The sequence below is a fragment of the Levilactobacillus zymae DSM 19395 genome, from assembly GCF_001434115.1.
Lineage (GTDB): Bacteria > Bacillota > Bacilli > Lactobacillales > Lactobacillaceae > Levilactobacillus > Levilactobacillus zymae.
Window position 1 is genome coordinate 126,881 of the sequence record NZ_AZDW01000016.1, and the last position, 11,565, is coordinate 138,445.

An 11,565-nucleotide genomic window follows, 5' to 3' on the forward strand; every position below is an offset into this window, starting at 1 on the left:
TCCGATGACCATCGAAGACTTCCATAGTTTCATCGTGCTCTACCAGCGGCAAAGCGTGTCGGACGCCGCCGTCGAGCTGCACATCACCCAATCGGCCCTCTCCAAACGCTTGCGCAATCTCCAGGCCGAGGTGGGCAGTCCCTTGATTTCCACGCGTAACAAACGCCGCTTGACTATCACGGCGAGTGGCGAGATTTTCTTGCGCTACGCCCAAACCATCACGGCCCAATACGCTCTGCTCCAGCAAGAACTCCAGGACTACCGGGAGCTGCGTCGCGGGACGTTACACATCGGCAGCGTGCCGGTCATGGCCCAGTACGGCTTGACCGCCAAGCTTAGTCATTTCATGCACGACTACCCGCAGATCAATCTGCGTTTAGACGAGTTGGAGGGCGCCGATTTGCTTGCCCAACTCCAGGATCACCGCCTCGACCTGGCCATCTTGCGCGACGTCCAGAGCCGCCAACTGGCCCCTTCGCAGTTTCACACCCAGGACCTGTTAACCGACGAACTCAAAGTGATCTTGCCGCAGGACCACCCCCTAGCGGCGCACGCGACCATCACCATGGCGGACCTGCGCGGCGTCGACATCGTCACGCTCAGTCCCGGGTCCGGCATCTACGAACGCATGGGCACGCTCTACCAGCAGGCCGGCCTGACGCCTAATATCCGGTTCAGCACCCCGCACATCGAAACGTTGCTGGGGATGATCGCCCATACCCAGTGGGTCACCTTCCTGTTCGCCCAAACCGCGGCCCCGTTTCTCTCCGCGGACTTCGTGACCCGCCCGCTGGAACCCGCCCAACTCAGCCGCCTGCAAGTCGTGGCTCCCCGGGGCGGTCAAACACCGACCACCGCGCGCCTGCTCCAGTATTTGACCCGGTAGCCGTGGTATACTGAACCCAATTAAGATTTAACCCTAAACTCAATTTTCGGAGGTTTCTTATGATTAGACCCATCGTTCACAATCCCCAACACTTGCAAACCAAAGCCGTCCCGGCGACCCGCGCCGATGCCGGGGTGGTCACCGACCTGCTCGACACGCTACGCGCCCACCAAGCCAACTGTGTGGGGATGGCCGCCAACATGATCGGCCAAAACCAACGGATCATCGTGGTCCTGATGGGCGTCTTGCCCGTCGCCATGATCAATCCCCAAATCACCCAAAAGCGCGCCCCGTTTCAGACCCAAGAGGGCTGCCTATCGTTGACCGGACAACGCCCCACCACGCGCTATAAAACTATCACGGTCGACTACCTCAACGCCCAATTTCAGCCACAACACCAAGAGTTTAGTGGCTTCATCGCGCAAATCATCCAGCACGAAGTCGACCACTGTCAGGGCATCCTCATCTAAGAAAGGCAGGTCTTTTCCATGTCCGAACAAGCTAAAATGCTCGCGGGGCAACTCTACGACCCCACCGATCCCGAGCTCGACCGTCAGCAACGTGCCGCCCACGTCTTGAACCAGGCCTACAATCAATCCGCCGAACAACCGGCCAGCGTCCGGGCCGCGTTGATCGACGAACTGGTGCCCCACCACGGCGTCGACCCCTATTTTCAGGGGCCCATCTTCTTTGATTACGGCCGCTACACCACGATTGGCGACGACTTTTACGGCAACACCAACTTCACCGTGCTGGACTCGTGTCCCGTGACCATCGGCAACAACGTGATGTGTGGCCCCAACGTGACGCTGGTGACCCCCATGCACCCTCTGCGCTACCAGGACCGCAACTTACGGACCCGCCCGGACGGCTCAAAATACGATTTGGAATACGCCAAACCCATTACCATCGGGAATAACTGCTGGCTAGCCAGCAACGTCACGGTCATCGGCGGTGTGACTATCGGCGACGGCTGTGTGATTGGCGCCGGCAGCGTGGTCACCCACGACATCCCCGCCAATTCGCTGGCGGTGGGCAATCCCTGCCGCGTTTTACGGCCAATCACCGCAGACGACGCGTTGGACATGAGCCGTGAGACGCCCATTTAACAAAACTTAATCAGCGAACCGCAACTTTTCACGTCCGCGTCACAGAAACGTCACGGACCGTGCCTAAACTAGGTTTAACTTGTTTAGGAAGGTGACCCCATGCAAATAAACGACATTTCTGACGCGGCCTTTCAACCCTATGGCCGGTGCCTGACCGTCCCCGATAGTGAGCAACTCTTGGCTCCTCTGACCGTGCTGACGCGACCCACCCACGGGACCCGTTACGTGGCCGACGACCCCGGCTTGGCGGTTCTCCCCGCGACGAAAACGGTGAGTCAACGGGTCTTCGGCGGTCTGACCACCGAAAGCGGCTACTGTCTGGGTAACAACCACCAGTTAAACTGTCTGGAATATCATAGTAGTTCCGAGATCAACGTTGCGGCCAGCGACTTCATTCTCTGGCTGGGCCAACGGCAAGACATTCAGCCTGACCACACCTACGATACCGGCAAACTACGGGCCTTTCTGGTGCCCTACGGTAGCGTGATTGAAATCTACGCGACCACGTTACACTTCGCCCCGGCGACGGTGCCGGGCCAAACCGGCTTTACCTGCGGCGTGATTCTCCCTCAAGGGACCAACCAACCCCTGGCAACGCCGGTGGAATCCGACCCGCTTTTGTTTGCGCAAAACAAGTGGCTGATTGCCCACCCGGACGCCCACAAATCGGGGGCGTTCGTGGGGTTGACTGGTGAAAACTTAACGTTAGGCTAAAATTTAATTGGTCAAACTTACACAGTTCAAAATTTTTGAAACTTTATAGAACGAATGAGATTATCCACCCCATTTATGAAAAAGCCCAGAACTTCCCTTTTTAGTTGGGAAGTTCTGGGCTTTTTCATCCTCCAAACACCTTAAACATCAGAAATCGAATTCTGGATTATTTGATTTGTGGTTATCATGAATTTCTCATTTTTAAAAATACTAGATTTTATATCTGAGCTAATTTTTATACTCAATTCTTAGCCTTTATTTCCTTATATGCCCGCGATTACGTTCCCCATTAATTGACATTTCTACTCATTGTTTTTATCAAAATTCAAGTTGACAGCTTAAAAGTTCAGTGCTAGATTAGGAATCATTAAATATCAATGAGAAAATAATTAAACGCAATGATTAGGAAAGTAACTGCTAGCATGCCGCGCAGAGAGGCCCCGTTTGGTGCGAGGGGTTGGATAAACTGGTTAGTGAAAATCCCCTAATCGTGGTAAGGACGAACCGATAGGAGAGTCCTTAATGGCGGCATCCATTATCTTGCTAGCGTATCGTGGGACAACCCACCGTACGTGAATTAAGGCCATTTTTTTATACAATGGCAAAGCATAGGTGGTACCGTGGCGACGCCCTATTTGGATCAGTTCTTGATCCAGATAGGGCATTTTTTATTTCTCAAATTTTGGAGGGATTTTATGGCAACAGGTACACGTTTATTACAATTAAAAAATGGTTTTCACTTATTTACTCGCACGGTGGGCCACGGTCCCATCAAGCTGCTCTGTCTTCACGGTGGACCAGGTAGTAATCACACCGAATTTGAAAATTTCGCTGCGGAACTAGGCGAGGACCGAGTCCAAGTGACCATGTACGATCAGTTGGGGTCGTTTTTCTCTGACCAACCTGACTTCAGTCTGCCAGAGAATCAGCATTACCTGACACTCGACTATTATTTGAGTGAACTAGAAGAGGTCCGGCAACAATTGGGACTGGATCAGTTCTACCTGCTAGGCCATTCTTGGGGCGGTCTGTTAGCCCAAGAATATGCCTTAAAGTATGGGCAACATCTTAAAGGGCTAGTCGTCATGAGCATGATCGACAACATTGCCGAATACACCGTTCACATCAACGCCTTACGAGCGGCTACCCTCACCTCCAGCCAAGTTGCTTATATGCAAGGTATCGAACACGCCGAAGCGTTTGATGATCCCGAATATCAAGCATTGGTCGACGTCTTGAACCGCCAATTTGTTTGTCGCCATCCCGAAAAGGGACCCCGCCAATTGGTCGCAACCACGGCCACACAGGTTTACAACCATTTCCAGGGTAATAATGAATTCGTCATGGTCGGGACTTTAAATGGTTGGGACCGACGCGCCGACTTACATAAGATTACCGTTCCAACCCTCCTGACCTTTGGCGAATATGACACCATGCCTCTCGCCACTGCTCGTCGAATGCAACAAACGCTCCCCCAAGCGCGCCTGGTCTTAACGCCAGATGGTGGTCATTGCCACAGTATTGATAATCCACCCGCCTTTTTCCAGAATCTGGGTCAGTACTTACAGGATGTTGAACATAATCAGTTCACCGCTTATTAACAGGAGGAATTGCCTATGAATTTAAAAAAATTAACCGTCTTTGGTAGCCTATGCTTACTCGCCGGAACCCTGGCCGCTTGTGGCAAAGCCAACGCGAATCAAAGCCAAAAAACGCTTCATCTGATGCAAACTTCGGATTTAACTTCCCTAGACACCTCGAATACCGCTGATTTAACCCAATGGAACGTCTTACAACAATCCATGGAAGGGCTCTACCGTATGAACGCCAAGAATCAAGTTGTCGGGGCGATGGCCGAAAAGGTGGTCAAACCCACCAACCATGGGAAAACCTATACCTTCCACCTACGCCCATCTGCCAAGTGGAGTAATGGGGATGCCGTTACCGCCCAGGATTTCGTCACATCCTGGCGCCGTTCCGTAAGTCCCAATTCTACCTCCGGCTATAACTACATCTATGAGGGAATCAAGAATGCCACCCAAGTTTCTGCCGGCAAAAAGCCAGTTAGCTCACTAGGCGTCCAGGCGGTTAACGACCATACCCTGAAAGTCACCTTATCCCATGCCATGCCGTATCTTAGCAAGATGCTGACCATGCCAGCCTTTTTCCCGCAAGATCATCGCGTTGTCGCCAAATACGGGAAAACCTATGGCGCTACAAGCACTAAGATGGCCTACAATGGTCCCTTTACCGTTCAACACTGGACTGGGACTAACGATACTTGGAACTTAGTCAAAAACAGTCATTATTACGATAAAAGTGCTATCAAATTAAGCAAAATGACTATGCAAGTGGTCAAGGACCCAACCACCGCTCACAACCTCTTTGAACAAGGCGAATTGGACGACGCCACCGTCTCCGGTGTTACTGCCCAAGGCGTTCAACACGACAAACACCTTAAGCACGTCAATAAGGCCGGAACCTACTATTTGCGTTTTAACTTGGCCAACAACCACGCATTGCGTAACCAGAACTTACGCCGGGCTCTTAATCTAGTCCTGAACAAAGCTCAATTGACCAAAAAGGTCCTCAGTGACGGCTCCACAGCAGCTTATAATTACGTCACGCCGTCACTGGTTACTGATCCGACGACTGGTAAGGACTTCGGGACAGAAACGAAGAACTCCGAAACCTACGACGTAGCCAAGGCTCAAAAACTCTGGGCTAAGGGACTCAAAGAACTGGGAAAATCATCTGTAACCCTCAAACTGGTCAGTGATGATACCACTGTCTCCAAGAACGTCGACCAATTCGTCCAGGCCTCAGTCAAACAAAATCTCAGTAACGCCCACGTCTCTGTAATGGCCCTTCCTGCCAAGAGCACTACCAGTGCCGTGCAATCTGGTAATTTCGATATGGATTCAACCCTCTGGTTAGCAGATTATGCTGATCCCGTTTCCTTCTTCGATATTCTGACCAAAACCAACCCACAAAACTACGGCAAGTACGCCGACGCAACCTTCAATACCCAGGTCAACGAAGCCCACGGTGTCAATGCGACTAACCAAAAGGCCTACTGGCAAAACATGCGGACTGCGGCGCAGCGTTTAAATCAAACCGCTGCCGTCCTGCCACTTTATAACATGACGGAAAGCCACTTGGTCAATCAAAAGCTAACCGGTGTGGTCTACCATTCCGTCGGTGAAAATGACTATACTCGAGCTTCTTTCAAATAGGTAACGGAAAAGGTTAGCCGATAGTCTGTCTATAAGCTAAAAAAATCGTGGAAACCGCCTGATGAACAACGGTTTCCACGATTTTTAGTTGCATCCCTCAGCGACTCCCCTAAAATAGAACTCAGCAAGCAAATTGGCATAAGGAGTTTGACCAGTGAAAAAAATTGGATTGATCTTCATCTGTGCGTTTCTGGGGAGCGCCCTGCGCCTGAGTTTAACGGCCTGGACGGCCCCACACCACTACCTCACGATTCTGGCCATCAACGTGATGGGTTCGTTTTGTCTGCCCCTGATTACGGGGGCGTTACCGTTACTGTGGCCGGTCTCGCCAGCCACGGTCACCGGCCTGAGCGTGGGCCTCGTCGGTAGCTTTACCACCTTCTCCACCTTTACGGTCGATGCCGTGACCCTGTTCCACCAGCACGCCGCGTGGTTGGCGGGCGGTTACGTCCTCAGTAGCCTGGTGTTGGGTTGGGCCGCCGCTGCGGTCGGTATCGCGGGGAGTCGCCGCCTAGTGAAACGGGGGCACTCCGCATGATGACCTTATTGCTCGTCAGCGGGGCCGGGGCGTGCGGGGCCCTGGCGCGTTACGGTGTGACCTTCTGGGGCAACCGCCTGTTCTTCGATACTTATCTGCCCCTGCCCACGCTGGTGATCAACGTGACCGCCGCCTTCCTACTGGGGCTAGCGGCCGGGCATTTTCCGACCGGTGACCTCACCTTTCAACTCATCAGTGGCCTGTTAGGCGGCTTTTCGACCTTCTCCACGTTCACCAACGAATTCGCGGGGTTACTGCACCGGTTCCCTAAAGTCGCCGTGAGCTATCTCCTCTTGTCCGCGGTACTGGGACTGACCGCCGCGGGAATCGGCTTCTGGCTGGGCGGTTAAGCCGTGACCCGCCGTTTTGATTAACGTTACCATCGTCCCCGAAATAGCCAGCAACGCCCCGAATTCCCAATCAAGGAATCCGGGGCGTTTTTTCAGCTAACTGTTTACGGTTTCAGATAAGCAAAACCTTGTTGTTCCAATTCAACGATGCGGGCCACACCGGCCGGGACCACCGTGACCCCAGTCGGGAGTTGTTCCGCCAAGATACCGTTGGCGCGTAACGCGTTCGCGCAGGCGTCCACCTCGACTTCGGGCAGGGCCGGCAGAAAGGCCCGCCAACTGGGGGTCAAAAACGACCGTACCGCTGGACCATTGACCACGACCACCACCCGACTTCCCGGTAGTTCGGTCAATAAGTTGTGCACGTTCCCCTGCGCCAGCGTGACGTTAGCCTGGTCATCAAGATGCACCACTACTGGTGTTGGCTTCAAATTCGTCATATTATCGCCCACTTTCGAGTTGTTGCACTTCCAAGCCCCGCAGGTAATGATAACTCCGTAGCATGTTGGCGCAGGTCGCATCCGTTTCGTCCGGGACCTCGTAGATCATGGTCGCCTGCGGATTCAAGGCCGGCAAGACCCGCCGCCAGTCGATCAGGCCAGTCCCCAGGGGGAGACTATCGTGCCGTTGCCCCAGTGAATCGACCAGATGATAATGCCGAATCAGCGGTTTTAAGGTCGTCAGTGCCGCCATGGTCCGGTCCATATCACCGTGCAGGCCGATAAAAACGTGGCTGAGGTCGCAAACTAACGGCCAGCGGTGCGCCAAAATCGTCTCGTCGATTTTGGGATCGCCGTACATGAAGCTGGCGGTGATGCCGTTTTCAATCATCACGTGACCGTTGCCTTGCGCCACCAGGTGATCTAGGTGGTCAAACACGGTGGCCCGAGCGGCCGCTAACGACGGGTATTCGTTGATCAACTGCTGGCTTTCGGCCCCGCCGTACCCGCCGTGCACCAGGATGCGCACGTCCAACTCGTTGGCTAGATCTAAGAGCTGGGCCGTTGATTGCTGGAAAAAGGCGTAAGCCGCTGGTTCGCGGTGGGCATCCAGAAGCTGATCCAGGTGTTGGTCGTGAAATTTCATGGGATGATGGATCACGATTTTTCGGGTCACGTTGGCCTGGACGAACCGCACCGTGGCCTTGAACGTTTGAAACGCTTCCGGCGTGAAGTCCGCTTCGCTGGTAAAAAACTCAAAGACTTCGGGGCGATATTTTAACCGGTCCAACAGCTGGGCGGGCGCGGCGGCCGCCTTGAGGCCTAACTGGACCTTACCGGGACGCGCGGGTAATTCTAATTTTGCCATGTTGGTCAATCCTTTCGCTGGTCCCGACCTAAAAAAGGTTCAGAACCAAAGTTCCAAACCTTAGTATACCGCTAACTGATTCGTGGCGAGTGCTAGCCCCCACCGGTTAGTCGTCCACCGCATCTAACACCAGCACCTGGGCGCTAAAGTCCGCCGACTCCTCGACGCCCATGGTAGTTTGTAGTAAGGACGGGATGAAGACCCCGGCATGCATCAGTTCGTCGCCGTACAACGGCTGTTGCCGACCGCTGACCACGTAGCGTTGGCTAGGTAGCAGGCCCCGTAACTTCAATTGCGAATAACGGGGATTAGGCTGGTTCAGAATCTGGTAGCGTGCTGCGATTGCGTGGCGCTTATCGGCACTGACTACCAACCAACTCCCGACGTTGCGGTCGCCGGTAAACGGATTGTCGAGACGGTAGAACGTCCCCTGCTGGAACAGTTCCCGGTGATGTTTGTAGAAGGCGACCTGCCGCTTGATCTGGGCCTTTTCGGCCGCAGAACAGCGCGTCACGTCGAGCTCGTACCCGAGATCCCCAAAGTAGGCCACCGCCGCGCGCGTCTCGATGGGCGTGATCCGGCCGGTCTGGTCGTTCGGCACCGCCGAAACGTGTGCGCCCATCATGGCTTGCGGATAAGCGTAGGAGGTCCCGAACTGGATGCGCAACCGTTCGATGGCGTCGGTATCGTCGCTGGTCCAGGCCTGCGGGGCGTAGTACATCATGCCCAGGTCGAACCGACCACCGCCGGAGGCACAGGATTCAAATAAGACTTGCGGGAAGTCGTGGGTCAACCGCGCGTAGAGCTGGTAAACGCCTAAGATGTAACGGTGACTAAACTCTAATTGCTGGTCGGTACTTAAGGTGGGACTGTAGGCCTCGGTGATGTTACGGTTCATATCCCACTTGATGTAGTCGAGGTGCGCGTCATCAATCATGGCGCTCATTTTGGCATACAGGAAGTCGACCACATCGGGGTTGGTCATGTCGAGGACAAACTGGTTCCGGCCCGGCGTCATCTGGCGTTGTGGCGTCTTGATCACCCAATCGGGATGGTCGCGATAGAGCTGACTAGCCAGGGAAATCATTTCCGGTTCATACCATAAGCCAAATTGCATGCCCAGGTCATGAATCTGTTGGGCCAGATGAGCCATGCCCTGAGGTAGCTTTTGCGGATTAACGTCCCAATCTCCCAGTGAGGTGGTGTCGTCATTGCGTTTGCCAAACCAGCCGTCGTCGAGCACGAATAATTCAATGCCCAGGTCCTTGGCCTGCCGCGCCATCGCAATCAGCTTAGTTTCGTTGAAGTCGAAATAGGTCCCTTCCCAGTTATTGATCAAAATTGGCCGCGGCTTTTGAGCGTATTGTGGGTTGACCAGGTGGTGCTGGTAGCACGCCCCCATTTGTTGGCTCAGTTGGTTGAGGCCCGCGTCGCTATAACTCAGAATCGCCTCGGGCGTCTGGAACTGAGCGCCGGCGGTCAATTGCCAGCCGAACTCGGTCGGATTGATGCCCAGGAGGACCCGGGTGGTGTCGAACTGGTCGACTTCGATCTGATCGAGAAAGTTGCCGGAGTAGACCAGGTTGAAGCCGTAAGCGCTCCCCTGGTCGTCGTTGGTCTGCGGCCGCGCCAGAATAAAGCCCGGATTTTCCTGGTGACTGGAGGCGCTACGCAGACTGCCAATGCTTTGAATTCCCCGCCGTAACGGCGTCCGAATGGCGTGCCGTTCGCGCGCCCAACTACCGGAGAACTGTAGGAAGTCATAGTCGGCGTCGGGCAGATCCAGCTGCCCACTGAGGGCCCGGTTCAAGGTCACGGTCTGCTCGCCCTGATTGCTAAAGGTCGCGCTGCGGACCAAGACGTCCTGGTGCGGGAAAATCGTGTAGTTCAGCTCGACCGTCACCTGAGTCACGGCATCCTTCAGCGTCACGACCAGGGTCTGCGCGTCGTCTTGACTGTCATCAAACATCGACGGTAGGTTGGCTAAGCGTTGCTTCCCGTTTTCGATACGGTAGCTTTGGTACTGCAACTCACTGATACGGCTACCATCCGGGGCCGTGATCTGATAGGCCGGGCCGCGAAAGTCGCCCTTCCCGAAACTGGCGTACTCCTGTTTCAACGCCTCGGGTTGGAAATCCGGCGTATCCAGTTTCCAAGCCGGCATCGCCCCGTGGATTTCGCGGTGGGTAAGTTCCGGATACTGGGCTTGATTATGTATTAACGGGCCATAATAAAGCTGTCCCAACTCGCCGTTCGCCATGACGTGAAAGAGGTAACTACTATGATCCATTTGAAGATGAAATTGATCTTGCTGTGTAAAAATTGCCATCTCATTCAGTCCCTTCTACCTACTAGGATACCGAAAAAGTTTGATTTTGTAACCGTTTTCTATAAATTGCTCAAAAAAGTAGCCCCCTACCGGACTACTTTGGGCGTGATTGTTTTTGGGGTAAGGCTTGCAGAAGCGTGGTAGCAACGATGCACGCCCCACCAAATAGTTCTGCGCCGGTCAACGGCGTTCCCAAGACGCCAACGGCCAAGACCGTGGCGGTCAATGGTTCAAAGGCACTCAACATCCCGGTGGTGCTGGGCGCTAAACTGGCCAGGCTCTTCAAGTAGAGCAGGTAGGCCAGCATGGTGCCCCCAATCACGATAAAGGCGATGCCGCCCACCACGGTCACGTTGAGTTGGGGCAACCGGGTGGTCACTAGGACGCCGCCAAACGGTAAACTCCCCAGTAGCATGGCCCAGCCCACCACTAACCGGGCATCATAGGTTGCCAGTAATGGCCGGGGCAACAGGGTATAGGTCGCCGAACTCACCCCGGCTAAGAGGCCCCAGAAAAGGGCCAACGGTGCCAGGGCCAATTGGGTAAAGTGACCATTGGTAACCAGCAAGAAGGTCCCAAAAAGTGCAACGACGATGGAAATCACGTCGATCCGACGGGGCCACTGCCGCCGAGTTACGGCTAAGTAAATGATGATAAACAGTGGGCCTAAGAATTGGAGGACCGTGGCGGTCGGCGCGTTGCCATAGGCGATCGCCAAGAAATAGGTCAATTGTGAGGGCACCATACCCAACAGACTGAATAATAGCAGTTGGCCGATCATTTTCGGTCGCCGCCAGATAGCCCAGACGGCCCGACCCTGGCTGAGCGCGAACCAGCCCAGCAACAGGAGTCCCGCCAGACTCAAGCGCACCCCCGTTAACCAGAGTGTGGGGACTTGGTACCGGCTAAAGACGGCCTGGGCCACGGTTCCCGAGGCTCCCCATAAAATGCCACCACTAATCACTTCAATCAAGCCTAATCGTCGACTGGCCACATGCTACCCTTCCCTTCTAACGCGTTCCTTTATGGAAAAATTTCCACAAAAAAAGGAACTCAACTAAATTGAGTTCCTCCGGTTGCGTGGCAACGTCCTAT

At 54.3% G+C, this 11,565-nt stretch carries 12 protein-coding genes; 8 read left to right on the top strand and 4 right to left on the bottom strand.

The features are described 5' to 3' along the window. The first annotated feature begins 4 nt into the window (after nt 1-4). From FD38_RS04085 to FD38_RS04120, 8 genes are all read left to right on the top strand, one after another. Nucleotides 5-886: a LysR family transcriptional regulator gene (locus tag FD38_RS04085; RefSeq protein WP_057731448.1), complete on the top strand. Its 882-nt coding sequence runs from the start codon at nt 5-7 to the stop codon at nt 884-886. A gap of 59 nt (nt 887-945) precedes the next feature. Next, the gene (locus FD38_RS04090; protein WP_057731451.1) at nt 946-1,356 is read left to right on the top strand and encodes a peptide deformylase; all 411 of its coding nucleotides are present in this window, start codon (nt 946-948) and stop codon (nt 1,354-1,356) included. A gap of 18 nt (nt 1,357-1,374) precedes the next feature. Further along, nucleotides 1,375-1,995 carry a sugar O-acetyltransferase gene (locus tag FD38_RS04095; protein ID WP_057731454.1) on the top strand — a complete coding sequence of 207 codons (621 nt, stop codon included), beginning with the start codon at nt 1,375-1,377 and terminating at the stop codon, nt 1,993-1,995. 99 nt (nt 1,996-2,094) lie between these two features. Continuing rightward, complete coding sequence (locus FD38_RS04100; protein ID WP_057731456.1) at nt 2,095-2,709, top strand: DUF4867 family protein; 615 nt, start codon at nt 2,095-2,097, stop codon at nt 2,707-2,709. A 695-nt stretch (nt 2,710-3,404) separates the two neighbouring features. Continuing rightward, nucleotides 3,405-4,310 carry a proline iminopeptidase-family hydrolase gene (locus tag FD38_RS04105; RefSeq protein WP_057731459.1) on the top strand — a complete coding sequence of 302 codons (906 nt, stop codon included), beginning with the start codon at nt 3,405-3,407 and terminating at the stop codon, nt 4,308-4,310. A 15-nt stretch (nt 4,311-4,325) separates the two neighbouring features. After that, nucleotides 4,326-5,945, top strand: a complete 1,620-nt coding sequence (locus FD38_RS04110; protein WP_057731462.1) for a peptide ABC transporter substrate-binding protein — start codon at nt 4,326-4,328, stop codon at nt 5,943-5,945. A 154-nt stretch (nt 5,946-6,099) separates the two neighbouring features. After that, nucleotides 6,100-6,483, top strand: a complete 384-nt coding sequence (locus FD38_RS04115) for a fluoride efflux transporter FluC (protein WP_057731465.1) — start codon at nt 6,100-6,102, stop codon at nt 6,481-6,483. Then, nucleotides 6,480-6,833 carry a fluoride efflux transporter FluC gene (locus FD38_RS04120; protein ID WP_057731467.1) on the top strand — a complete coding sequence of 118 codons (354 nt, stop codon included), beginning with the start codon at nt 6,480-6,482 and terminating at the stop codon, nt 6,831-6,833. Before FD38_RS04115 ends, FD38_RS04120 begins: the two co-directional genes overlap by 4 nt. Before the next feature lie 104 nt (nt 6,834-6,937). Here the strand turns inward: FD38_RS04120 and FD38_RS04125 are convergent, their stop codons facing one another. The 4 genes from FD38_RS04125 to FD38_RS04140 form a co-directional block, all read right to left on the bottom strand. Next, nucleotides 6,938-7,273 carry a DsrE family protein gene (locus FD38_RS04125; protein ID WP_057731470.1) on the bottom strand — a complete coding sequence of 112 codons (336 nt, stop codon included), beginning with the start codon at nt 7,271-7,273 and terminating at the stop codon, nt 6,938-6,940. Between the two features lies 1 nt (nt 7,274). After that, the gene (locus FD38_RS04130) at nt 7,275-8,141 is read right to left on the bottom strand and encodes a TIM barrel protein (RefSeq protein ID WP_057731472.1); all 867 of its coding nucleotides are present in this window, start codon (nt 8,139-8,141) and stop codon (nt 7,275-7,277) included. A 106-nt stretch (nt 8,142-8,247) separates the two neighbouring features. Next, on the bottom strand, nt 8,248-10,470 hold the full coding sequence (locus tag FD38_RS04135) for an alpha-galactosidase (RefSeq protein WP_057731474.1): 2,223 nt from the start codon (nt 10,468-10,470) through the stop codon (nt 8,248-8,250). A 94-nt stretch (nt 10,471-10,564) separates the two neighbouring features. Then, a complete protein-coding gene (locus FD38_RS04140; protein ID WP_057731477.1) occupies nt 10,565-11,464 on the bottom strand; it encodes a DMT family transporter in 900 nt (299 codons plus the stop codon). Nucleotides 11,465-11,565 lie beyond the last annotated feature (101 nt).

Excerpts from the sequence above, each read along its gene's own strand:
- FD38_RS04095 (WP_057731454.1), top strand. The coding sequence starts at position 1,375 with ATGTCCGAACAAGCTAAAATGCTCGCGGGGCAACTCTACGACCCCACC.
- FD38_RS04090 (WP_057731451.1), top strand. The coding sequence starts at position 946 with ATGATTAGACCCATCGTTCACAATCCCCAACACTTGCAAACCAAAGCC.
- FD38_RS04100 (WP_057731456.1), top strand. The coding sequence starts at position 2,095 with ATGCAAATAAACGACATTTCTGACGCGGCCTTTCAACCCTATGGCCGG.
- FD38_RS04085 (WP_057731448.1), top strand. The coding sequence starts at position 5 with ATGACCATCGAAGACTTCCATAGTTTCATCGTGCTCTACCAGCGGCAA.
- FD38_RS04125 (WP_057731470.1), bottom strand. The coding sequence starts at position 7,273 with ATGACGAATTTGAAGCCAACACCAGTAGTGGTGCATCTTGATGACCAG.
- FD38_RS04120 (WP_057731467.1), top strand. The coding sequence starts at position 6,480 with ATGATGACCTTATTGCTCGTCAGCGGGGCCGGGGCGTGCGGGGCCCTG.
- FD38_RS04105 (WP_057731459.1), top strand. The coding sequence starts at position 3,405 with ATGGCAACAGGTACACGTTTATTACAATTAAAAAATGGTTTTCACTTA.
- FD38_RS04130 (WP_057731472.1), bottom strand. The coding sequence starts at position 8,141 with ATGGCAAAATTAGAATTACCCGCGCGTCCCGGTAAGGTCCAGTTAGGC.
- FD38_RS04135 (WP_057731474.1), bottom strand. The coding sequence starts at position 10,470 with ATGGCAATTTTTACACAGCAAGATCAATTTCATCTTCAAATGGATCAT.
- FD38_RS04110 (WP_057731462.1), top strand. The coding sequence starts at position 4,326 with ATGAATTTAAAAAAATTAACCGTCTTTGGTAGCCTATGCTTACTCGCC.